Source organism: Corynebacterium kroppenstedtii DSM 44385, from assembly GCF_000023145.1.
Lineage (GTDB): Bacteria > Actinomycetota > Actinomycetes > Mycobacteriales > Mycobacteriaceae > Corynebacterium > Corynebacterium kroppenstedtii.
This window is the reverse complement of record NC_012704.1, coordinates 2,276,115-2,300,066: the sequence shown is the minus strand read 5'-3', so window position 1 is coordinate 2,300,066 and position 23,952 is coordinate 2,276,115. Positions and strand designations below refer to the sequence as shown.

Sequence of the window (23,952 nt, the reverse complement as noted above, 5' to 3'; positions counted from 1 at the left end):
GTTCAGTTTTGCCCGCTACCTCTCTGAACGGTCAGCGAGCGTCGGGCGAATAGGCCGTGCCAACTGAGTCATCTCCTTGCGCCCCCGCAACTCTACGGACTTCAGCACAGTCCACCGCGCCTGCTCCGCCTCATTCGCGCGACGCAACGTCGCGGCAGAAGTCAAAACACGACCGGGAGTGTCCTTAGCCAAATCCGTCAGCCGAGCCGCCTGGTTCACCGCGTCGCCGATCACCGTGTACTCAAAACGGTCATGGGCACCAATGTGACCAGCCACAACGTGCCCGGCGGCCACACCAATACCCGACTGCAGACGCAAGCCACGCAGCTCCGCCCGTAGTTCGCGCGCCGCCGCCAACGCGTGGCCGGCGATGTCGTCGAGTGGCAGCGGAGCCCCGAAAACAGCCAGCGCCGCGTCGCCCTCGAACTTGTTGATAATCCCGCGGTGCTTGTGCACGATCTCCACGACGCGATCAAAGTACTGATTGAGCGTCTCCACAACCTCTTCCGGCGGATGGTTCACCGCGAACGTCGTGGAACCAATCACGTCGACGAACAGCACCGCAACCAGGCGATCCTCGCCGCCCAACACCGGGTTCTCCTCCATCGCCTGCCGCGCGACCTCGATACCCACGTACTGGCCGAACACATCGCGCACGCGCTGGCGGTCGCGCAAACCGCGCATCATTTCGTTGAAGCCGGCCTGCAGCACGCCGATCTCCGAGCCGTCGTAAATCGGGACGTCGGTATCCGTCTCACCGCGACGCACGCGCAGGATAGCGTCCTGAAGCTCATCAATGGGGTCCGCGATGCTCATCGAGAGCAGCGCAGCGCCGGCCCAGCCCGTCACTAACGACGTCACCGCCAGCGCCACCACCGCGGGCATCAAACTCGCCGCGTCGCTGGAGAAAAATCCCTGGCGAGCCCCCACCGCCAACAGCACGATCCCCACCACGGGGATGGCCGTCGTCGTTACCCATACTTGGCGGATACGCCCACTAATCGACGGCTCCAGGAAAGTACGATCCGCGTTCACCGCCAGGGCTGCGATCGCGATGGGGCGAACGCGGCGCTCCGCAATGAAATACGTGAGCATCGTGACCAGCGCACCGCCCAGGAGGGCCGTTACGCACACCGACACGGCGAGGCTCGCAGAACGAGTAGCGGCCACAGCCGTGAAGATGACCACACCAATGAGCCACAGAGCCGCGCCCAGGAACGCTTGGAAAGCGGGGATGCGCAGCACTAGGTGGCGGATCATGATGGGGTCGAAGCGGTCAGGATGGCGCTGCCACCTGAGTACCGACTGAAAGAGGAAAACAGTGCAGCCGATACCTGCCACGACGGCTGCCACGAAATATGCTGCGTAGAGCGCGCCCACTGAACTGGAAAAATCCGTGAGATCGTCGCGCTCTCCCAGTGGCAACAAGAACCGGAGGAAAGCGCCCACCGCCAGCGCGCCGACCACATTAGCCAGAAGCACCAATGCCGCATACAAAGGCCACGACGTCCCCCGAAGCCACCGCAGATACTCCTGAATAGTCATAATCAATAGGATAACTGGTCAATCGGTGCGACGGGCGGTGTCTCGGCCGGGTATATCGGGCGGTATCTTGGCCGCGCATATCGGCGGCATGGTATGTCCGGGGTGCAACGTACACTGTTCCCATGAATTCCCGCGCCACCGACCGCCCCGAACCACCGCTGCTCCGGCAGATGGTGGGATCCCCCACTGTGCGCGAAACACTCACCAACGCTGTGTATGCTGCCCGCGAGATTGCTGCTCGTGGGGACGGTGGTGTGGCTAGCGGGAGTGGTCTAGATGGTGAGAGCGGTGTGGCTAGCGGAAGCGCTACAACCGACGACGCCGCGCTCGCCGGCCTACCTGCGTCGGCGCACCAATCCGCCCACATGACCCACGCCTGGCTCTTCACCGGGCCACCCGGCGCGGGCCGCTCCGTCGCCGCGAAAGCATTCGCCGCGTCGTTAATGTGCAAGGAAGAAACACCTGGTTGCGGACAATGCGAAGCCTGCCGGACCGCCCTGGCCGGAACGCACACGGACATTGTCACGATCGTGCCCGAAGGCGTCGTTATCCCGGTGAAGCAGGTGCGCGACATGATCGAGGCGGCCTCGCGCATGCCCACCACCGCACAGTGGCGCGTTGTTATCGTTGAAGACGCCGACCGGCTCAACGATGCCGGCGCCAATGCCCTGCTGAAATCCATCGAGGAGCCCCCGCCGCGGACGGTGTTTATCCTCTGCGCGCCGTCCACCGACCCCGATGATGTCCACGTCACGATCCGTTCGCGATGCCGACACGTCTACATCCCTACGCCCTCAATAGACGAGGTCAAACACATTCTTGCCGACGACACAGCCCTCGGGCTCACCGACAAGCAGATTGATTGGGCTGCGTCTGTGTCGGGCGGGCACGTTGGACGGGCCAAGCGGTTAGCGTCAGACGACCAAGCGCGCACTCAGCGGCAACGGGCGCTGCGTGTCCCGGAAAAGGTGTACCAGGACGGCGACGCGTATCTGTATACCGGCGAGCTGGTGGCGTCGGCAAAGAAGGAAGCCGAGGCGGCCACCGCTGAACGCGATGAGGCCGAGCTGGCGAAGTTGCGGGAGGCCCTGGGCGTTGGCGCGAAAGGACGTGGCGCGGCGAAAGCTCAGCGGGGGAGTGCGGGCGCGATGAAAGAGCTGGAAACGAAACAGAAAAACCGCCGGACACGCATGGTCATTGACCTGTTGGATCTCTCGCTGATGGATATTGCGGGGCTGTATCGCGATGCGCTCATGGTGAGCGTTAATGCTGGTGGCGGACGTGTGCCCGCCATCCACCCCGACCACGCGAATACTGCCGCCGAACTGGCCCGACGAAACACACCTGAGCAGCTGCTTCAGTGTGTTGATGCTGTTCGGATGGGGCGCGAATTACTCGCTTCAGGGGTCCGGCAAGAAGGAGCGCTTGATGCGATGGTGGGCAGGTTGCGGCAAATATGCGTGACTGGGCCTGTTGATTAGGGCGAGGGAAGTCGCGGCGGGGCCGGGAATTTATCGCACGAACCTCGAGGTGAGGGCTACGTTTTGGTCCCGCGACTGGTTCAGGTAATATGCGTCGAGGTACTTCATGCCGCCTTAGCTCAGTCGGTAGAGCATCTCACTCGTAATGAGAAGGTCGTCAGTTCGATTCTGACAGGCGGCTCCACCTAGCCCCAGGCACAATTCTTGTTCTGCCTGGGGCTTCATGCATTTTCGCGGACCGGGGGACGCGAGGCATCGTGCGTGGTTTTGGGTTATACGACAAAAGTGTGTCCGGATGCCGGAAAACTGCGGGGGCATATAGGGGTCGGTTGGGAAAACTGCGTGGGGATATGGGCGAAAAATGGCCGAAAATTGGCCATATACCTCCGCACTTTTATTTTGGGGCGCATATTCCCCCACACTTTTCGGGCTCTAGGTGGGCTCGAGGTGTAGTTTCCTCGCAGTTTTCCGTGTACCGGCTCCTTTTCCGTGCGTCGGTGCTTCTTCGCGCCCCAGGAATTGTCTTCCTCCTGGGGTTATACGACAAAAGGCGGTGCGGACACTTTTGCGGTGGCGTTCGCCTTCGAGGGGACTATAAGGGGATGAGTACTGGTGGGCGGAATCGTCGTCGCGGTGACGGTATTCGGTTACACTCGGTTACGGTCTAGTGATGGAGGTGAGCCGAAGTGACCAGCCCAAAGAACATCACATTCGATGCAACCTATTCGGAGCGCATCAAGCTCCTTGAGACGAGCCCGGAGGAGTACTTCGCCAAGTACCCTCGGACGCGATTCGACTTCTTGAAGGACGAGAAAGATAATTCTCGCAAGCGTAAGCAGCGTTGGTAGGCGCACTGCGTCGACAAAGACCCGTCATGAGAATATCGTCAGTTCGATTCTGACAGGCGGCTCCACATCCCGCCTATCCGAGCTTGTAGCTCTTACGGATAAAGAAATCCATAGCTCGGTCGGGGAGTAGGCGGCGCAACAGCACCGTGAGCTTCGCTAACGGCCCCACCGCGTACCTCGTGCGGGGCCGCTCAGTCGTCGCGGCCTTCACAACAGCATGCGCCACAGTCCCAGGCCGGGACACCATCCCCGGACGGTGCTTAAACTCAACAGACTCCGCCACCGCGTGCGCCATCTCCGCATACGCCCTACCATCACTGGTTTCCTCCATCGATTCCTGAGCAATATGCGGCCACTCCGTCTTCACCGGGCCCGGCTCCACCACGGACACATCGATACCCCACGGCCCCAGCTCCAAGCGCAGACAATCGCTCAGCCCCTCCAGGGCAAATTTCGACCCGTGGTACCAGCCGCCGAGCAGGGCGGGAACCTTCCCCGCGATCGACGACACATTCACAATCCGGCCCTCACCCTGCTCGCGCATATGCGGAGCAACCAAACGCACCAACGCCATCGGGCCGAACACGTTAATCTCAAACTGTCGGCGGGCATCCTCCGGATCGACATCCTCAATAGCGCCCACAACGCCATATCCAGCACAATTGATCAGAACATCAATACGGCCAGCGTCGTCGATAATGGTGTTGATCCCGTCGCTCATGGAGTCTTCATCGGTCACATCCATCCGCAGAGTGCGCACCCCGTCGCGCGCCAGCTCGCGCAAACGGTCCTCGCGCCGGGCCGCGCCGTAAACCACAAAACCCTTCTTGAGCAGCTTGAGCGCGGTCGATCGACCGATACCCGACGTCGCGCCCGTCACCAAAGCAACCTTCTTGCCATCCAGTGAGCTAGAGCGATTGGTATGGGATGTGTCGGGATTCGTGTGAGCCATCGTTGTTCTTCCCTTCCGGCGGTTCAGGCGAATTATGCGATTCAGGCGACACGTCGTAAAAACATGATCCATACCACATATTGGTCGTTCGTGTGAGAGTTGCGTAATTTCGGCCTAAAATCGCGATTTTATTTCATTGGAAAACTGGGCACTCCTACGATAAGGCCATGTCCTCCCCGAAATCGTCTGAGAGCGACAGCTCAGACGCACATCTTGACCCTGCCCCACATACCGCTGACAGCAGCGTCGCTTCCGCAACGACGAGTGCGCGAAGTAGCACGCAACAGGATCAGCTTGCCGACGTCACACCTCACGAACTCCGGGCCGCCACGCCGACCACCGCGAACGCTTCGGATCGCTACGCATGGGTTTTCGTCGTACTGGCGATGTTCGTGATCGCCTGGGGTGGCAACGAATTCACACCACTCCTTATTTTTTACCGTGGTGAAAGCGTGTTCTCGCCGGTCTTTGTCGACTCCCTGTTGGGTGCATATGCCATCGGGATTATGGCAGGTCTGGTTTTCTTAGGGCCTCTCTCGGACCGCTACGGGCGTAAGACGGTGATGTTATGGGGGCCGGTGGCTGCGATCATCGGCTCGATCTTGATTGCCATCGGTGAAAAGTCCGAGGTCCCCATGTTTATCGGTCGACTGCTGGCCGGCCTGGCCGTGGGAATCGCCATGACTGTTGGTGGGTCCTGGGTGAAAGAGCTTTCTCAGGCGCCGTTTGACCCGCACGCGAAAAAATCTGCTGGCGCGGCCCGAGCAGCGATGGCCCTCACGGGTGGCTTCGGAGTTGGTGCCGGAGTTGCTGGTCTTCTCGCGCAATGGGGGCCGATCCCAGGGCAGCTTTCCTACATTTTGCAGATCATTCTGTCTATCCCCACCCTGGTTTTCCTGGTGAAAATACCGGAAACCCGCCAGTCCGCGCACTTGAAAGTCCACGGCAGCTTTTGGTCTGACCTGGCCGTTCCCACCGCGAAGCACCCACGGTTCTTGACGGTCGCCGTGCCGATCGCACCCTGGGTCTTCGGGGCAGCCGGCGTTGCCTACGCGGTGACACCCGCACTCATGTCCTCCCACGTCAAAGCCCCCGTCGCCTACTCCGCGCTCCTCACGGTGGTGTGCTTGGCATTCGGGTTCGGCATCCAGCAAGTTGGTGACCGCATCAACACCGACTACAGCGCGCGCGGCCCCATCTTGGGCATTATCTTCGTTGCCATCGGGATGGTATTAGCGGCTTTCGTATCGACGCGGCTCTCCATCGTCGGATCCATTTCTGTGGCTGCTTTGTTGGGCCTCGGGTACGGACTTGTTCTGATCTCTGGACTGACGGAGGTCCAGCGGCTCGCTGGCCCGGATGATCTTGCCGGTTTGACCTCGGCGTTCTACGTGCTGACGTACGTCGGATTCTTCTTCCCCATGATTTTGACGAAACTCTCCGGGGATTTCGACTACGTGGATATGCTGGCTTTCGGTGCCATTGAGGCGACGCTGACTCTGATTCTTTTGTTCATGGTGTCGCGCAAGAACCTGGATGACGTGACGGCTGAGGAGTAGTCGGCGGGTTGGCTCTTGTGCGCCAGCCTCGATCACCGGCCCTTGACCGCTAACCCTTGACCGTGACGTTTAGGGAAGCATACTTTTGGGGTGGTGATTCACTCACCACACCGCCGCGCAATAGCCACCGCTGTTCTTATCAGCCTCGTTATTGCAGCCCTCTTCGCCGTCATCGTGACCCGGCGACGATCGTCGTCGCCCAGTGAAGACGAAGAACTCAATGGACCATCGAGCTCCGCTATCACGATCAAGTCGGGTGGTCTCACCCGCTCATACCGTCTGTCCGTACCCCTTACCGACGCAACCGCCGCGCCGCTTCCGGTGATCTTCGCCTTCCATGGGCACAGCCAAAATGCCACGCTCATGAAGAAATACACCGATCTCGACCGACTCCCGGCCCTCGTCGTCTACCCTCAAGACGAAAAAGGCAAGAGTGGCACCCAGCGCGCATGGGAATCCGCGCCCTACACCACCACCAACGACGGGGACAAGGATTCGCAGCTCGTTTGCGATATCCTCGCCCAGCTCGACCGGAAATACCGGATCGACCACACCCGGATCTACGCGACCGGGAAATCCAACGGCGGGGGATTCGCCGCCAAACTCGCCTGCACAATGCCGGAGACTTTCGCCGCCGTGGCGCCCGTCGCCGGTGCCTACTATCCCGCGACGCACACATCATGCACCACCGGGTCAACGCCAAACAACGACGTGTCCGTCTTGGAAATACACGGTGTCAAAGACGGAACCATGCACTACGACGGAGGCACAAGCCACGGCGAACGCTACGTGGCAGCACCCGAACTGGCGGGCACATTCGCGCAGCTACAGGGATGCGCATCGGAACCCGCTACATCGCCGACGTCGTCGGCCGGCGTCACCCGCATGACATGGGGAGGGTGTCGCCCGGGAGTCGACGTCGAACACCTCGCCATCGCTGATGGAGGACACAATTGGCCGGGATCGCCCTACCAAAAGGAAAGCGGGGAAGGCCCGTATAACCACACGCTTCAGACCACCGACGTGGTGTGGGATTTTCTGAGCCGGCACCATAAATAAGGCGCGCAGGGTCGACGCTTCCGTGTTTACGCTTCCACTTCCGCCTTGCTCGAGAGCTGCACGCACGCCCCCAGCACCGCCACGAAGCCGACCACCGCCAACCACATCAACCCCGGCCGGACTTCGTCGCCCAGCCACATCAATCCGATCGCCGACGGAACAATGGTCTCGCACGCGAAAGACAGCGCCGCCACCGTCGTCGTCGGCAATCGATCTAACGCATAGCCATAAGCAACCACAGCAAGCCCGCCCATCAGCACCATCGCCCAGACGAACGCGTCGCCGAGCCAGCCAAGTATCGACGAATGGACCGTCACCAAACGGGCAGCGACGCCGACGAAACCGAAGCCCAGCCCCGAGATGACCGACAGAACAATCCCGGTCGTCATTGTCCATCGGGGTTGAGAGGCGACGACGCACACCGCTGCGACCGCGGCAAGCGGAATCGCGAGGGCGCACAAGCCCCACCCGACCCACCACGCAACAGTGCGCGCCGGGCCTTCCTCGGCCGTCACACCCAGGACAATCAGGCCCGCGACCAGCACAGCAACGGCGATGACCTCGTGCGTGGTGAGGCGTTGATGTAACACAACCACCGCCAGCACAGCGGTCACCGCGACCGACGACGCCACCGTTGACTCGACAAGAAAAAGAGGCAAAGAGTGCAATGCCAGCGCCGACATGAGGAAGCCGAGGAAGTCGCACACCAAGCCGAGGCCGTATAGCCATCCGGTGCGAATACGGTGACCCCACGACGAGCCGGCCGGAAGCGCGGCAAGCCGCCCCACCGCAATAGCCTGCAGAATCGTGGCCCCGCCGTAGGCAATCGCGGCGCACACGGCACCGATGTAGGCGAACATAGTGAATGTCACACGCTGATACGCTACCCTTTGCGCAATTGCCGACGCATTCGCCGGACGTATTTACCGACGGAGTAGTCCTGCGGCAATGGGCGCTCCACAGAGCGCAAGAACGTCAGGTACCCCCACGGCTATTGCCCCCATTACCTGAAATCTCGGTGGCAGCGTCGTATCCTAAAAACCGTGGCTGAACATTATGACGTAGTTATCCTTGGTGCAGGTCCCGGCGGATATGTGGCGGCTATTCGCGCCGCTCAGTTGGGCAAAAAAGTTGCGATTGTGGAGAAGAAGTATTGGGGCGGTGTGTGCCTGAATGTGGGCTGCATCCCATCCAAGGCACTCCTTCGCAACGCTGAATTAGCGCACACGTTCACGCACGATGCCAAGACATTTGGCATTTCGGGCGACGTGTCGTTCGATTTCGGTGCGGCGCACAAACGCTCCAGGAAGGTGTCCTCCAACATTGTGAAGGGCGTCCACTTCCTGATGAAGAAGAACAAAATCACCGAAGTCCACGGCCAAGGCACCTTCACCGACGCACACACCATCGAGGTGTCCGACGGCGACGACGCCGGTAAAACCCTTACGTTCGATAACTGCATCATTGCGACGGGTTCCGTCGTGAAGACGCTCCCGGGTATCGAGCTCAGCAGCAACGTCGTCTCCTATGAGGAACAGATCCTTAACGACGAACTCCCTGAGTCCATGGTCATCGTCGGTGCGGGCGCTATCGGCATGGAATTTGCGTACGTGCTGGCTAACTACGGGGTGGATGTCACCATCGTCGAGTTCATGGACTCCGTCCTACCCAACGAGGACAAGGACGTCTCCAAGGAGATCGCCAAGCAGTACAAGAAGCTCGGCGTCACTGTGCTGACCGGGCACAAGACCACAGCTGTGCGCGATAAGGGCGACTCTGTCGAGGTCGACATTGAGAAGAAGGACGGGTCGAAGCAGCAGACGCTGACAGTGGACCGCGTTCTCGTCTCGGTCGGGTTCGCTCCGCGCGTCGAGGGCTACGGCCTGGACAAGACCGGCGTCGAGCTCACCGACCGTGGCGCTATCGCCATCGATGACTTCATGCGCACCAACGTCGACGGCATTTACGCCATTGGCGACGTTACCGCGAAGCTGCAGCTAGCCCACGTGGCCGAAGCGCAAGGCGTCGTGGCTGCCGAAACCATCGCCGGCGCAGAGACCGAAACCCTGGGCGACTACATGATGATGCCTCGCGCAACGTTCTGTAACCCACAGGTTGCGTCGATGGGCTACACGGAAGCCGCTGCGAAAGAGAAGTTCTCCGACCGCGACATCAAGGTGGCCAGTTTCCCCTTCACCGCGAACGGAAAGGCACAAGGCCTAGGCGAACCCGCTGGCTTTGTCAAGATCGTGACCGACGGCGAATATGGGGAAATTCTCGGCGCTCACATGGTCGGCTCCAACGTCTCCGAGATGCTGCCGGAACTGACCCTCGCGGCCCGCTACGACTTGACCGCTGAGGAAATCGGGCGCAACGTTCACACCCACCCGACCCTGTCTGAGGCCATCAAGGAAGCGGCAGAAGGAACGCTGGGCCACATGATCAACCTCTGAGGCGGGCCTGCCGCGTCCCGGCAGGACACTCAGGAAGATGCCCCTCCGCAGAGACAACCCCGTGCCCCCGTAGAACCCCGCTCAGCGACGCTGAGTAGGAAAGGTGCGCGTGATGACCAGGGGAAACGTCCCCGTCGTCCGCGCAATTCGCGTCGGCGAAAAAAGAGCCACCCCGACGCGCGCTGCCCAATCCGGTTCGGCGAGCCCTGCACCGCGTGTCAACCTGGAACCAGCGGGCCGGCCGACTGCCAACTTGTGCAAATGGTGCGCATGGACCCCGAACTCATGGAACGCATGCGCCAAATGAACCTGGCGCACCGGCACACGTCCTAAGCCACGTCACGCATGCCGGGGTTGCCGGTGCCCGCCTTCGTGGGATTAGTCCGCTCGCGTGGGTTACTCCGCCTGCGTGCAGTTACTTCTCCACGAAATATTCCCGCCCGGCCAAAGAATCCGGAAGCTGAACGTCGGTGCGAATATCGCTCTTCGGCATCAACCCAAACTTCTCATACCTTTTCCGCATGTACTCGGCGGCGTCGATATTCAGTGGGCCAGACGTCCACATGGCGTACGGAAGGTTAACAAAACGCTTCTGCTTCACCGCCTCCAAGTTCTTCGTGGCCGGATTGGACTCCAGGATTTTCACTTTCTCCTCGAAAGTTTGTGACGGATAGTCCACGAAAGCGATCACATCCGGTTGGGCAGAGGCGATTTTCTCCCACCCCACCGTGGTCCACGTGTCATCGACGTCATCGGTGGCGTTCTTCCCGCCGGCCGCTTCGATAATCGCCTGGGGTCCGCCGAATTTGCCGGAGGTAAAAATCGTGTCCTTCGCGGAGTCGAACACGAACGTCACCGGCGGCTTACCGGACCCCTCAGCGTTATCCGCCCCCTCAGCCGCGGGAGCCTGTTTCAACGCGTCCAGGCGCTTATCCACATCTTTGACCACGTCATTCGCCTTATCCTCATGACCGGTCAATTTCCCGATATTGGTGAGGTCCGTCTTCGCAGCATCCCACGGATCCATCGTCCCGCGCTTGTCAGATCCACCTTGCCGGCAGGACTCGGAAAGAATATAGGACTCAATCCCGTGATCCTTCAGCGCATCCGGCGTCAAATTCTTGGATTCCGAAAACCCGTAGTTCCACCCCGCGAACACAAGGTCCGGCTTGGTCGCGATAATTCGCTCCAGCGACGGAGAGTCCGGCGCATCCACCTTCAACTTGTCGACGACATCCTTGCCATATTTGGCCTCAAGGATTGCCTTGTCATCCTGCAGGCTGCTGACATTCGCGATATTGTCCGCCGCGCCTACCGCCAACGTGGTGGCAATCATGTTCCCGTCATTGACGTACATGTGCTTCGCTGTCGAGGGATACGTGGCGTCTTTACCACAATTCTTGACGGTGACCGGGCCCGAGTTGGCGCCCTCATTTCCGCCGCTAGCGCTGGTGGATTTATCCGAGCTGGAGCACGCTGTCAGTGGAGCCATAATCAGGCTGGCCATGAGCGCCGAGGTCGCAATGGTCCTCGCCGACCGACGACGTCGGCCACCGTCGATGAGCTTTAACCGATTGTTCTGTTTCACGGTGCAGTATCCTTTCGTAAGCTTTCCACCACGAGATGGAGAGAATTGTTCGCGGTAGAAATGTGGGTGGAATTCACGGAAAAGCCGTGCGCAACGGTGCTCTCCGTTAACGTTTCTTCGGGCGGCCCGGCCGCAAGAACACCACCGTCGCCGAGGACGATGACGTGGTCGAAGTTCGTAAACGCCAAATCCAGGTCGTGAATGGTGGCGCAAATCGTGCGCCCCGACGCCCGCATCACGTCGAGAAGCAGCAGCTGATATCGGACATCCAGGTGATTAGTGGGCTCGTCCAGAAGAACAAGGTCCGTATCCTGGGCCAATCCGCGGGCCAACATGGCTCGACGACGCTCTCCGCCGGAAAGCTGGTCACACCGGTGATCGATCTTGTCCGCGAGGCCGACGACCTCCAGCGACGCGGTCACAACGTCGCGTTTCTTCTTCCCACCGGTTTGCCACGGCTTCAGATGCGGAATCCGCCCCAAGGCCACCATTTCGCCGAGGAGGAGATCATCCGGCGGCGCTTCCTCTTGGCCGATGAAAGCAATGCGTTGCGCCCGGTCGCGCGGGCGAAGAGAGTGGACGTCGGTACCGTCGTCGATAAGAACACGACCAGAATGAGGGCGGTGAATACCAGCGAGGACCCGAAGGAGGGTGGTTTTACCGACGCCATTAATGCCGACGATGGCCGTCATGCCGCCAGATGGAACGGTGAATGACACGTCCCGGAGGATGACTCGGTCCGAATGTGCAATGGAGCACGAGACATTGCGCGCTTTGAGTGTGGTCATTGGTTGCCCCCAAACATCACTCTTGACCCCCGAACCTGTAGTGCGAGCGCCTCATAAGGATCAGGAACACCGGGGCGCCGATGATGCCGGTCACGACACCCAGCGGGATCTCTTGCGGGATGGCGGCGACGCGCGCCAGAACATCCACCCACACCAGGAAAATCGCGCCGCAGAGCATGGCTGCGGGAACAAGCCGACGGTGGCGAGGGCCAACAAGGAGCCGCGCAATGTGGGGGATCACCAGGCCGACAAAACCAATTCCACCCGACACCGCCACCAGCGCACCCACCAGGATCGCTTGAAGGAAGAACAGGCACTGGCGGAGCACAGCAACATTGATTCCCAGTGCAGCGGCCGTGTCCGGGCCGGCGGCTAACGCATCGAGCTGCGACGATACCGCCATGAGGAGCGCAAAAGTCACAGCCACAATAGCCGACGGGATCCACAGCTTGGACCACGTAGCGCCCGCGACCGAACCCAGCATCCAAAACATCACGCCCTGCGCGGCCTGCCCATAGGGCGACTTAAAGATCATGAAGTTGGCGATCGCGCTGAACGCGGCGCTGATGACCACACCGGACAGGACGAGCCGCAGCGGTGTCAGCCCGCCTTGCCCCATAGCGACGAAGTACACCGTGAGGGTGGCGGCTATCGCCCCGGCCAACGCCCCGCCGGTGAGCGCGAAAAGCCCGAACGACGAAAACCACCCGAGGGTGATCACCGACGTTGCCCCCACGCTGGCACCCGACGAAATCCCCAACAAATACGGATCGGCCAGCGGATTCCTGACCAAAGTTTGGATAGCGACGCCCGCCAGCGCCAAGCCGGCACCGACGATGGCGGCTAACACTCCCCGGGGAGCGCGCAAATCCCACACCACGGAATCCAACGACGCGTCCGGTGTTCCTGCGCCCCCGAAATGCGCGCGGATGACAGACCATACTTGGCTGACGTCGTACTGGGCCGAGCCAAACGTTGTCGATGCAATAAGGCTGATGATCAGTGCAGCCGCTCCTATCAGCAGGAATAGCCAGAGCGGAGCGCGCCGGGGCGTGTGCTCGGACGGATCCCGGCGGGAGCGACGCCCGAACGAAACCCCGCGGATCCGTCGTCGCGACGACGTGCGGGGTGGTGACGATGTACAACCGTTATTCACGTGATTCCTTGGCGAAATCTATAGCAGGGAGCGGTTCAGTGAACCTCCAGAAAACACTCACCGAAAGTAAAACACATTTTCTATAAAAGCTGAAACGGGCGGATGAGCAGCGAAAATACTCTCGGATGCTCGCCATGATGCCTTGTTCACGCGTGTTATTGATATGCGCGCGCTTTATCTATTGATATACATGAACGGTAACTCAGAAAGGTGAATTATGAAGAAACACGGCGCAGCTTTTCTAGCCAGCACATTGTTGATCTTTTCCGCCGCGGTTCCAGCACATGCCGGGGATGCGCAACAACCGTCATCGCCACTGAAGTGGGGGCCATGCCCTGAAGGATCAGGAGTAGCTGCCCGTGCGACGTGCGCAACATTCACCGTTCCGAAAGATTATGACGATCCGTCGGCGGGGACCATCGAACTCACCATGAGCAAAATCCCCGCTAGTGGGCAGAAGAAGGGTGTTATTGCGGGTAACCCGGGTGGTCCTGGTGGCGACGCGCTGGGCATGTTCAGCGACCACAGCGATAAAGGCGAAGGGACGCAGGCGGTTCATCTGCCTGAGAGCGTCGGCAAGAATTATGACCTCATCGCGGTGGAGCCACGCGGGCTGACGTGGGGTACTCCATTGAATTGCCAACCGGAGATCGCGACGCCATATATGACGGCGGGAATGCTTTATGATGCGTGCGAATCGCATAATCCGGGGTACACAAAAACAGTAAATACGGAAAATACGGCACGTGATTTAGAAGAAGCGCGGAAACTTTTGGGCGAAAAGCAGCTCAATCTTTATGGGCTTTCCTATGGAGGGCCGCTGATGAGTACATACGCCACTTTATTTCCGGAACATACTAATAAAGCGATTTTCGATTCGAGTGCGTCCCCGAATGACCTTGTTTTCCGTCTCGCAGAAAAGCGACAAGCTATTCGCCATGAAGCGATACATGAATTCTTCTCGTGGGTCGCTGAGCGGGACAGCGAGTACCACTTGGGGACCACACCACGCGAGGTCTATCAATCCTTCGCCGCCGTGATTCATGATGAGTACGGGGTGTCGGCCCCTGTTCGCCCGCAATCGGCGGACCGTCGCGATGTCGAGGCAATTCCCGACGATTATGCACAGGCTGCCGTTGCTCTCGTGAACGCGGCTGACCTTGTCGCGTGGCGGACCGGCAGGGTGATCGATGCGGTAAAGCTCTATACCGACGCGATTTCGCCGGATCAATTCGCTGACCCGAACTCGATGGTGATGGGGACGCTGTATAGCCAAAAATCGTGGCCCAAGCTGGCGGAATACCTGAGCGCGAAGAAAGCGCAGGCGGGGGATGCGAACGCCAACGCGGGAGAATTGTTGGACGCGGATGAGAGCGATAACGGCCGCGAACCAACGCCAGAGGAACAGAAACAGCTGGAAATTCAGCAACAACTTGTTCAGGCGATGACTATTCAGGGCAACGTCGTCTCCTGTAATGAGAACGCGACGGCCCCCGACCGATCCAAGCTGATCCCCTATTACACGTCCCTTATTGTGCCGGGGGACATCATTGATTTGAACGAAAACATGCTGGCCAGCGGCGCGTACTGCGATGGTTGGCCGACGAACACACCGTTCAAGAAGGTGTCCGGGGACAAGCTGAAAGTGAAGCCGCTTCACCTCGGTTACGACAAGGACACCGCGGTCACCGGAACGGGAGCCCCCGAGATGCGCGACGCGATGGATGGCAACCTCCACATGTACCCGGGTTACAGCCACGGTGTGCTGGTGAATGACTTTGATCAGGCTGCCGACGTTGTCTCTGAGTATATGAATGGGGAATAGACAGCCCTGTCTTTTCTTGGTGAGAGGCGGACGCTACCGTGGCATTATGCGAACGATAGCGATTGTTGGCGGCGGACCACGCGGGATCTCGGTCTTGGAACGCCTCGGAAGTTTCTTGCGGGAATCCGCCTCGTCGGACTCAACAGAGCAGACTGCGGCCGACGACAAGTCCGTGTCCTCCGCCGGCACCATCGCTATTCACCTTATTGACGACGTCGAACCCGGCGCGGGCCGTGTGTGGCGGACTGATCAATCATCCACGCTATGCATGAACACGCTGGCAGACGCGGTGACACTCTTCGCTGAGCCGGGATCGACCGTGCGTGGCCCCGTCCTGGAAGGCCCGACCCTCTACGAGTGGTTGCAATTGCTCCGCGACGATGACCTGCAGCCGCGGCCGACGGATTCCGATTCCTCCCGCGCACGTAAGAAAACGGAGCTGTTCCGCGAATTCCCGCCCACCATGCCGGCGGATTACGAGGCGGAAATCCGTCAATCTCGTCCGGAATCGCATCCTTCGCGCGCGTTATACGGGCATTATCTGCGGTGGGTATTCGACATCGCCGTGGACCGACTTCGGACAATTCCGGGCGTGACCGTGCATATTCACAAGGCTCGTGCTGTTGATATTCGGCCTATCGATGCTGGCGCGGATGGGCATGATGACACCGATGGTCCCGTCGGCAAGCAAGAAGAAAACGCTGCGCAGGAGAGTTCTCAGGACACCATCACGCTTTCCGACGGAACATCGATCGACGCAGACGCCACCGTTTTGGCACTCGGGTGGACGGACACCACCGCGAACACCGCCGAATCGGTGCTGGCCGCGAGTGTTGACGCGCACCCGAACCTGACCTGGATCCACCCCGGGCACCCCGCTGACCAGGACCTCGACAGCGTTGCTGACGGGCACGACACCACTGACTCGGCAGGGCATGATCCACAACCACACCGACCCGACGTGATCGTGCGGGGCCTGGGCATGGGTTTCTTTGACCTCATGGCTAGGCTGACCATCGACCGCGGCGGGGAATTCCAGCACACGTCGTCCTCGCCGTTCGACCTGACCTACAAGCCCTCTGGCCGGGAACCACGGCTCATTGTGACGTCCCACCACGGGTACCCCTACCAGCCGAAACCCGTGTTTGGTTCGCTCCCGCCTGCGGCTCCGATGCCTCGGCTGAAGTCCGCGGTCCAGGCGCTCCCGAGCGATCCACCCGCGGGCAGCATCGATTTCTCCACAACGCTCTGGCCGGCGATCCTGCGCGACGCACAAGCTGCCTACTATCGCGTCCTTCTTCACGACTCCGACGAGGCGCTCCACCAGGTAATCGGCATTATCGATGATCCAGCCACAGACCCGTGGTCGTTTCACAATGATCCTCGGCTCGACGGACTGGTCGCCCCCGCGGACCGCTTTGACCTGCCCTATTATGCCGATCCGATGGCCAGGATCGCGGCCGAGCTGCCGGAGGCTCCACATCCGGACACGGCAGACGCCGAATCTGCCATCCGCGCGCTCACCGCGGCGGTCAAAGACGCGTTAAAGAATGACCTGGCCGAAGCGCGCCGGGGCAGGGAATCCGCGGTCAAGGCGGGATTGCAGGTCATCGGAGCCGCGCGCAAGACCGTCGCCATCGCAGACGAACCAGGAAAATTTACGCCCGAGTCGCGCAGAGGGGACTACGGCGAGTTCGTCCGGATCGGTGCCAACGTCGGTTCCGGACCGCCCGCGTTCCGCACCGCGGAGCTGATCGCTCTTATCGACGCTGGCCTGGTCGTTTTCGCGGGCGCAGATCCGATCGTCGGCGTCACCACCGACCACGGCGACGAACCGCAGTTCGTGCTGACCTCGCCGACTACCGGTGCGCACCCGATGTACTCACCGACGCTGATCGACGCGTGGCAACACAAACCAAACGTCAATAGGAGCACAGATCCGCTGACGCGGGCGCTGGTGTCGTCGGGAAGAATGAGGCCATTTGCCCTGCATACACCGCATGACGAGAGTGCACCACGTGGTGAGGGCAGCACCAAACGCCACTCCACGCCGACTCGCGCGCCCGAAGTTGACATGGAGACATGCCGGGTCATCCACCCCGACGGCACGATCGATCCGCGCGTCCACATGTTGGGCATTCCGCTGCAAGAGATGCGTGCGGATACCACCATTTCGCCGATGCCGGGGACCGATCCGTTGATGCTGCAGGAAACGGATGCGGCAGCGGCAAGCGCGCCCGGGGTCGCCCGTGGGTAGCGTCGTCGGCAAGCAGTCTCGACATCATTGGCCACACTTCCTCTACACTGGCCCACACCATGACCGGAGCCATGAACGCTGACACACACGCCCGCACCCAGTCGCGACGCAACCACAGCTTCCGCGATGCTTGGATTGTTGAGACCACGACCGGCCCGATCAAGGGGCATGCCGAGACAGGTGTCGTTGCTTTCCGTGGAATACCGTACGCGCAACCGACGCGTGGTGACCTGCGATTTCGGCGCGCTCAACCGGTGGAATCGTGGACGGAACCGCTGATCGCGGACCATTCGGGCGACTATTGCGCTCAATACCGCAACAAGTCCGTGGGGTGGGTAGGGTCTGAAGACTGCCTGTGGCTCAACGTTGTTGTTCCGAACACGGCAGCTCGGTCGGTCGAAGGGCGCTCGGGCAAAGGCCAGTCTCACATGATTAATCGGGATGCCCGACGTCCGATCGTCCTCTACTTCCACGGTGGGTCCAACGTTCACGGCTCTGCCAACGAACCGTTGCTGACCGGGCAGTATTTCGCGCAAGCCATGGACGCGGTGGTCGTCGCGGTCAATTATCGTGTGGGAATCTTGGGGCAGCTGTCGCTCAATTACACGGCCGACGAGGCAAGTGTCGTCGGCACGGAGTCCACGACCAGGGCAGATTCCAACCCCGGCTTATCGGATCTCGTCATGGCCGTGCGATGGGTTCATGACAATGCCGAGGCATTCGGCGGCGACCCCGCGCGCATCACCATCATGGGCGAATCCTCGGGCGGCGCCATGGTGACCGCGCTGACCGCCGTACCGGAACTCCGCGGGGTCATCGCCGGAGCCATCGCGCAATCCCCGCCCGTTGCCATGGTCCATTCACCCGCAGCCGCCGCCCGGTGGGCAGATCGCGCGCGGGCCGAAAACCCCGACCTCAACGGCATCTCGGCCATGGAACTCGCGCACCTGACCGAACGGCTGAACGTCATTAACGACGAGTACCTCGAGTTTTCCGGCCCCTTCGCGCCCACTGTCGACGGGGACCTGATGGCTCGGCATCCTCTGGCTGTTCCCCAACCAACTGCCCCCGACGAACGAAGCGACGAACGTCGAGAAGAACCTCTTGACGACGGCACCCCGGCGGCGAACATCCCGCTTCTGATCGGGACGAACGCCGATGAATACCTGGTCATGCGGTGGGAGCGCATGTCCACCCGCGCCCAACGCGCGCGCATTCGTCGGCTGGCCCAGTCCATCGGCGGGAGCGCCCCGGAGATTTTGGCAGAGTTCTACCGCGGTGGCCGCACCCGCGCGGAGTGTGGCAGATTCGCCGGCGACGCCTTGTTCTTGGCATCGTCACTGCAATTAGCGTCCCGGTGGCCACAAGGGAAAGCCTGGATGTATCGGCTCGATATGTTGACGCCGTCGCTTCGACTGTCCGGGCTGGGTGCGACGCACGCCCTCGACCTCCCCCTCTTATTTGAGCGCTACGATTCCGGCAAAGGCCCTGATGCGCTGTATTTGGGTGGACACAATCAGATGCGGGCCACCAGTGCTGTGATGCAAAGTCGGTGGAAGAATTTTATTCATTCCGGTAATCCAGAATTTCCACCATTTAGTGATGGCTTTGCTACTCAGATTTTTAATGCGGGCGAGCACACAGCGGAAGATCCGTCGGGTGAGCTGCGCCGGGCCTGGTCAGACGTTGATCTAACGAATTAATTTCGCCAAATAAGGAATCGTTAGTTCGCTGCATTTACTATATTTGTCAATGTGTCTATTCCTGTTAACGATTCTTCTCATTTAACTTCAACACCTAAAAGGTCATTTCGCGATAACTGGACCGTGAATACCACCACCGGGCCGGTGGTAGGTCACGCAGAAACGGGTGTGGCCGCTTTCCGCGGCATTCCGTACGCCGAACCACCCACCGGCGAGCTTCGCTTTCGCCGCGCCCGGCCCAAAGAGCCCTGGTCAACACCCCTTTTAGCAACACAGTCCGGCAGCCCCTGCATCCAAATCCGCAACGCCGACCAAGGCGTCATCGGATCAGAAGATTGCTTGTGGCTCGACGTCGTCGTCCCCCGCGACCCATCGTCACGATCAGCTGCCGATGCGTCAGCCCGTCGCCCCGTCGTGGTCTTCTTCCACGGCGGCTCCAACGCATTCGGATCCGCCGCCAACAGGCTGTATTCCGCCCAATACTTGGCGACGGCACTCGACGCCATCGTCGTCGCTGTGAACTACCGGCTCGGGGTGGCAGGCGGAATGTCGCTGAGTTACGGAACATCGCAGTCCGACGTCCCCGCGGACCGCTTCGACACCAACACGCAGCTCTCCGACGGGATAACGGCCCTGACCTGGGTCCGTGACAACGCGGAGGCGTTCGGCGGGGATCCGCATCGAATTATCGCGATGGGGCAATCGTCGGGCGGGGCACTGGTGTCGTCCCTCACCGCTGTGCCCCAGCTGGAGAATGTCATCGCGGGCGTCATCATGCTCTCGCCGCCGCTGGCGATGGTCCACCACCCGGACTTAGCCGCGCTGTGGGCCAACCGCCTGTTCGATAAATGCCAGAATCCGGTGGCAGTGGATTCGCGCACAATCGGGAAACTCAGCGGGGGCATACTCCAAGAAAATGTGGAAAACCTGGAGTTCGGAGGGCTTTTTGCCCCCGTTATCGACGGCGACCTCCTCCCGCGCCATCCGCTCGAAATCACGCCCGACGCCCCCGGGGTCGGCGGAAAAGTTCCGCTACTGATCGGAACAGTGAGCCACGAATACTATTTCATGCGGCTCAGGAAAGTTTCGACGACGACGCAACGCCGCCACGCCCAGACCTTTGCGGAATCCATCGGCCCGAATGCCGCCGAGGTGTTCCGGGACATGTACCGCAACGGTCGCTCACGCACCGAGTGCGCGGAACTCTTCGGCGACGCCCTGTTCTGGGGCCCGTCCATCGCCCTGGCAGAGCAGTGGTCGCCCAGCAACGTGTGGATGTACCGCATCGACGTCTCCACACCATTCTTCAAAGCCCTCGGGCTCGGCGCGACGCACACCTGGGACCTCCCGCTGCTCTTCGGCCGATACGACGCCGGGATGGCATCGAAAGCATTCACTTTCGGCGGGTTGGACCGCATCAAAGAAACGACGGCAGCAATGCAACGCCGGTGGCGGGACTTTATTCACGACGGAAACCCCGGCTTCACCCCCTACGCCGACGATCGATCAACACACATTTTTGGCGACGATGGCGAAACGACCGTGAACGATCCGCGCCATGACATGCGTGAGGTCTGGTCGACCGTGGACTTCGCCAACTTCGGGTGAACGTAGGGCAGCGCCGTCTTTAGTGCGAAAGTGCCGCCTGAGCAGCGTAAAGGCCGCACAGCCCGTGTGCCCCCGCGCCCGGAGGCGTCGCCGCCGAACACAGGTACACCTGTAGCCCGTCGCCGCGGCCGGTGACCGCGTAGGGGTTCGTCGACAATCGCGGCCTGCCCAGCACCCCGGCGAGCGTGTTCGCCCCTGTTGTGATGTTGCCACCCACAAAATTGGCATTGTCGTGCTCAACATCCGCGGGAGTTCTGGTTTTCTTAGCGACGATCCTCTCGCGGAACCCTGGCGCGTACTGCTCGATAACTCTCTCGATGGAGGCACACAGCGCGGACGCGTCGCGCTGGTCGGAACGTTCACCCGCGTATCCGGCCGGTACGTGCGCATAGGCGTCGATGGGGTGGAGGTTTCCTCTGCTCCGCGACGGATCGGCAACGTACTGTTGGGTAACCAACACGAAAGGATGCTCCGGCAGACGGCCGCGGTTGATGCCCCGCTCAGCGGTGTGAATATCGTGCAGCGAGCTACCCAGATGCACAGTCCCCGCGCGCCGGGCCGGCTCATACGTCCACGGAACATCTCCCTCGATGGCGAAGTTCACGACGGCAACGCCCGGGCCGTACTTATACCGCGAGAGAGCAGCACGAATATGCGCGGGCACGTGTGGCGGGCGTCGGCTCGCGTCAATGATCCGAAGAGCGGCCTGAGGCGTTGTGTCCAGCATGACGATGTCGTCGGTGCTGGCAGGAAGGTTGTCCAAGGATCGGACAGGGCTTCCGGTCGTAATCTGCCCGCCTGATTGTTTTAGCGCGTGAACAAGGGCGTTCGTGATGGCTTGGGAACCCCCCTTGGCGACGGGCCAGCCGCGGGCATGTGCGGCGGTGGTGAGCATCATCCCGATGGCGGACGAGCCAGGGCCCGTCAACGGCCGAAACCCGTGTGCAGCGACGCCACCGAAGAGTGCTCGAGCTTCCGCAGACAGCAATAACCGGGAAGTGGTCGCGGCTGGGAGGCCTGCGAGCACGCCGAATCGGAGGAGATTTCCCCATCTGCGTCCGGTTGTTTCACTCTGGGTTAGCCGCAAAGGTGGCTGAAGAATATCCGACGCGAGCTCTGTGAAATTGCCGGCCGGAGAGCGGAAAATTCGCTCCCACCAGAAGCGGTCGTGCGCAGTGGGAAACTGTTGGGCCGTGGCGTGGACACCGCGATACAGCGCGGCTCCACCAGATTTAGCCCCAGCGAAACCGGCGGCAAGGCCACCCCGTGCAGTTCGAAGAAGCGGGTGTGCACATTGCACGGGCGGCAATAACCACTCCAAGCCCGCACTATCGTCGCTGGTCAAAGACTGAAGGAGTGGGTTCTCCAGTGCGAGCGGGTGGATCGCCGCGCAGTGATCGTGGATGAGCCCGGGCACGGTCAGTTCGGCGGAACGGGCACCTCCGCCGATGGTGCTCTGAGCCTCGACGACAGTGACGGCATACCCAGCGCGTGCAAGAGTGACCGCCGCCACGAGTCCATTCGGGCCGCTGCCCACAACAAACGCTTGAGTCATGGGCACTCCCTCCACCCGAAAACCGCCCGGCATCGCCCGAAGCCGAAGCCTCAGCTTAAGTCACGCCGAATTATACGGCGTGTGAACCTGCGAGGGCTTCCTCACCCGTTTCGGACTTCTGGACTTCCTCCCAGTCATGCTCGCCAGCGTCCCACGTCGCCGTGTCCAAAATCCCGGCGCGCTTCGCCACCACCGTCGTGGCCAGGGACTGTCCAGTCACGTTCACAGCGGTGCGTCCCATGTCGATAATCGGCTCGATAGCCAGCAGCAGGCCGACGCCGGAGAGCGGGAGGCCCAGCGTCGATAATGTCAATGTCAACATAACCGTCGCACCGGTCGTACCAGCCGTCGCCGCGGAACCGATAACCGAGACGAAGATAATGAGCAGGTAATCGGTGAAGCTCAGGGGAGTTCCATAGAACTGGGCGACGAAAATCGCGGCCACCGCGGGGTAGACGGATGCGCACCCGTCCATCTTGGTGGTCGCACCCAGCGGGATAGCGAAGGATGCGTACTCCGACGGCACACCCATGCGCTGCTCGGTGACGCGCTGGGTGACGGGCATAACCCCCATCGACGAGCGCGTGACGAAGCCCAAGCTGGTCACGGGCCAGACGCGCCGGTAGAAGCCCGACACGGAAAGACCATTGGTGGCGAGCACCGTGGGATAAATAATGCCCAGCACAATCGCCAGACCAACGTAAATAGCCAGCACAAACTTGCCGAGCGAACCGAGGGCGTCCCACCCGTAATTCGACACAGCGTGCCCGATCAGCGCGGCGGTACCAATCGGCGCCAGTCGGATGATCCACCACAGCACCGTTTGAACAATTTTGAGGACGGACTCATTAAACCGCAGGAAGGGCTCCGCCGCGTGCCCGGTTTTCACAGCCGCAATGCCGATGGCCAGCGAAATGACCAGCAGTTGCAGCACATTGAAGGACAGGTCAATGCCATCGCCACTCGATGCGGTTGATGCACCCAGCCCCAAGATGTTCGACGGTACGATCCCCTCGATGAAGGCCAGCCAGCTGCCGGTATGCGACGGATCCGCGGCCGTGGACGCGTCGATGCTGGTACCTTCACCGGGCTTCATAACCAGCGCCACAATGATTCCGGTGAGGACGGAGAAGAAGGCAGTAATGGCGAACCACACGAGTGTGCTGATCGCGAGCCGCGCCGCGTTGGTCACTTTCCGGAGGTTTGCGACGGAGGTAATGACTGCGGTGACGACCAGCGGCGGGATCATCACTTTTAGAAGCTGCACATAGGCAGTGCCGACGCCGTCGAGTAGCCCGCCCAGCCAGCCTTCTTTGTCGCCGCCGAGCCCGTTGCTTTGAGCGCGCGCGATAAAACCGAGGATCAGGCCAATAATGAGGCCGGCGATCACTTGCGCGCCGAACCCCGTCATCCACCCGGGGAGGAGCTTCTTCTTATCGACGGGGGTGTTGCGTTCGGCGTCGTTATCGAGTTTCGTGTCAGCTGAATCGGCCATGTGTCTCCTTCGCTGTGGGACCTGCGTGCGGGACGGCGGGAGGTGTCATGGCTGGTCAAGCCGGAGCCCGTGCAGACTGG

At 60.9% G+C, this 23,952-nt stretch carries 18 protein-coding genes and 1 tRNA gene; 11 read left to right on the top strand and 8 right to left on the bottom strand.

The window, feature by feature from the left end:
* Window positions 1-15: 15 nt before the first annotated feature.
* Window positions 16-1,548 (bottom strand): adenylate/guanylate cyclase domain-containing protein, encoded by a 1,533-nt coding sequence (locus CKROP_RS09720; protein WP_420838952.1) that lies wholly within the window; start codon window positions 1,546-1,548, stop codon window positions 16-18.
* A gap of 119 nt (window positions 1,549-1,667) precedes the next feature.
* On the opposite strand from CKROP_RS09720, the gene CKROP_RS09715 reads away from it, so the two are divergent.
* The 3 genes from CKROP_RS09715 to CKROP_RS11525 all read left to right on the top strand — a co-directional run bounded on the left by CKROP_RS09715 (window position 1,668) and on the right by CKROP_RS11525 (window position 3,874).
* The gene (locus CKROP_RS09715) at window positions 1,668-3,026 is read left to right on the top strand and encodes a DNA polymerase III subunit delta' (RefSeq protein ID WP_012732571.1); all 1,359 of its coding nucleotides are present in this window, start codon (window positions 1,668-1,670) and stop codon (window positions 3,024-3,026) included.
* Window positions 3,027-3,134: 108 nt separating this feature from the next.
* Window positions 3,135-3,210 (top strand) — tRNA-Thr (locus tag CKROP_RS09710).
* Window positions 3,211-3,712: 502 nt separating this feature from the next.
* Entirely contained in the window at window positions 3,713-3,874 is a 162-nt protein-coding gene (locus CKROP_RS11525) for a hypothetical protein (RefSeq protein WP_012732570.1), read from the top strand.
* A 73-nt stretch (window positions 3,875-3,947) separates the two neighbouring features.
* On the opposite strand, the gene CKROP_RS09705 is transcribed toward CKROP_RS11525, so the two are convergent.
* Window positions 3,948-4,826: an oxidoreductase gene (locus tag CKROP_RS09705; RefSeq protein ID WP_012732569.1), complete on the bottom strand. Its 879-nt coding sequence runs from the start codon at window positions 4,824-4,826 to the stop codon at window positions 3,948-3,950.
* A 167-nt stretch (window positions 4,827-4,993) separates the two neighbouring features.
* Here CKROP_RS09705 and CKROP_RS09700 point away from each other — a divergent pair, with 167 nt between their 5' ends.
* Window positions 4,994-6,385: an MFS transporter gene (locus CKROP_RS09700; protein WP_012732568.1), complete on the top strand. Its 1,392-nt coding sequence runs from the start codon at window positions 4,994-4,996 to the stop codon at window positions 6,383-6,385.
* Between the two features lie 93 nt (window positions 6,386-6,478).
* Window positions 6,479-7,444: a CE1 family esterase gene (locus tag CKROP_RS10920; protein ID WP_169302971.1), complete on the top strand. Its 966-nt coding sequence runs from the start codon at window positions 6,479-6,481 to the stop codon at window positions 7,442-7,444.
* 26 nt (window positions 7,445-7,470) lie between these two features.
* On the opposite strand, the gene CKROP_RS09690 is transcribed toward CKROP_RS10920, so the two are convergent.
* Window positions 7,471-8,316 (bottom strand): hypothetical protein, encoded by an 846-nt coding sequence (locus CKROP_RS09690; RefSeq protein WP_237698422.1) that lies wholly within the window; start codon window positions 8,314-8,316, stop codon window positions 7,471-7,473.
* A 171-nt stretch (window positions 8,317-8,487) separates the two neighbouring features.
* On the opposite strand from CKROP_RS09690, the gene lpdA reads away from it, so the two are divergent.
* Together lpdA and CKROP_RS11900 are read left to right on the top strand one after the other, a co-directional pair.
* Window positions 8,488-9,897 carry a dihydrolipoyl dehydrogenase gene (gene lpdA / locus CKROP_RS09685; protein WP_012732565.1) on the top strand — a complete coding sequence of 470 codons (1,410 nt, stop codon included), beginning with the start codon at window positions 8,488-8,490 and terminating at the stop codon, window positions 9,895-9,897.
* Window positions 9,898-9,987: 90 nt separating this feature from the next.
* Complete coding sequence (locus tag CKROP_RS11900) at window positions 9,988-10,230, top strand: DUF6767 domain-containing protein (protein ID WP_369688111.1); 243 nt, start codon at window positions 9,988-9,990, stop codon at window positions 10,228-10,230.
* 82 nt (window positions 10,231-10,312) lie between these two features.
* Here CKROP_RS11900 and CKROP_RS09675 read toward each other — a convergent pair whose 3' ends face one another.
* The 3 genes from CKROP_RS09675 to CKROP_RS09665 form a co-directional block, all read right to left on the bottom strand.
* Window positions 10,313-11,404: an ABC transporter substrate-binding protein gene (locus CKROP_RS09675; RefSeq protein ID WP_041629641.1), complete on the bottom strand. Its 1,092-nt coding sequence runs from the start codon at window positions 11,402-11,404 to the stop codon at window positions 10,313-10,315.
* 77 nt (window positions 11,405-11,481) lie between these two features.
* Window positions 11,482-12,273, bottom strand: coding sequence for an ABC transporter ATP-binding protein (locus CKROP_RS09670; protein ID WP_012732562.1), 792 nt, complete (start codon window positions 12,271-12,273; stop codon window positions 11,482-11,484).
* Between the two features lie 16 nt (window positions 12,274-12,289).
* Window positions 12,290-13,297, bottom strand: a complete 1,008-nt coding sequence (locus CKROP_RS09665; protein ID WP_041629640.1) for a FecCD family ABC transporter permease — start codon at window positions 13,295-13,297, stop codon at window positions 12,290-12,292.
* Between the two features lie 349 nt (window positions 13,298-13,646).
* Between CKROP_RS09665 and CKROP_RS09660 the strand changes: the two genes are divergently transcribed.
* The 4 genes from CKROP_RS09660 (at window position 13,647) to CKROP_RS09645 (ending at window position 20,822) form a co-directional block, all read left to right on the top strand.
* Entirely contained in the window at window positions 13,647-15,254 is a 1,608-nt protein-coding gene (locus CKROP_RS09660; protein WP_012732560.1) for an alpha/beta fold hydrolase, read from the top strand.
* 46 nt (window positions 15,255-15,300) lie between these two features.
* Window positions 15,301-17,511 (top strand): FAD/NAD(P)-binding protein, encoded by a 2,211-nt coding sequence (locus tag CKROP_RS11220; protein WP_041628933.1) that lies wholly within the window; start codon window positions 15,301-15,303, stop codon window positions 17,509-17,511.
* A 59-nt stretch (window positions 17,512-17,570) separates the two neighbouring features.
* The gene (locus CKROP_RS09650; protein ID WP_237698421.1) at window positions 17,571-19,214 is read left to right on the top strand and encodes a carboxylesterase family protein; all 1,644 of its coding nucleotides are present in this window, start codon (window positions 17,571-17,573) and stop codon (window positions 19,212-19,214) included.
* Window positions 19,215-19,337: 123 nt separating this feature from the next.
* Complete coding sequence (locus CKROP_RS09645; RefSeq protein ID WP_237698420.1) at window positions 19,338-20,822, top strand: carboxylesterase family protein; 1,485 nt, start codon at window positions 19,338-19,340, stop codon at window positions 20,820-20,822.
* Window positions 20,823-20,841: 19 nt separating this feature from the next.
* Here the strand turns inward: CKROP_RS09645 and CKROP_RS09640 are convergent, their stop codons facing one another.
* Both CKROP_RS09640 and CKROP_RS09635 read right to left on the bottom strand, forming a co-directional pair.
* The gene (locus CKROP_RS09640) at window positions 20,842-22,377 is read right to left on the bottom strand and encodes a phytoene desaturase family protein (protein WP_012732557.1); all 1,536 of its coding nucleotides are present in this window, start codon (window positions 22,375-22,377) and stop codon (window positions 20,842-20,844) included.
* Between the two features lie 70 nt (window positions 22,378-22,447).
* Window positions 22,448-23,788, bottom strand: coding sequence for a dicarboxylate/amino acid:cation symporter (locus tag CKROP_RS09635; RefSeq protein ID WP_052292508.1), 1,341 nt, complete (start codon window positions 23,786-23,788; stop codon window positions 22,448-22,450).
* Window positions 23,789-23,952: the final 164 nt, after the last annotated feature.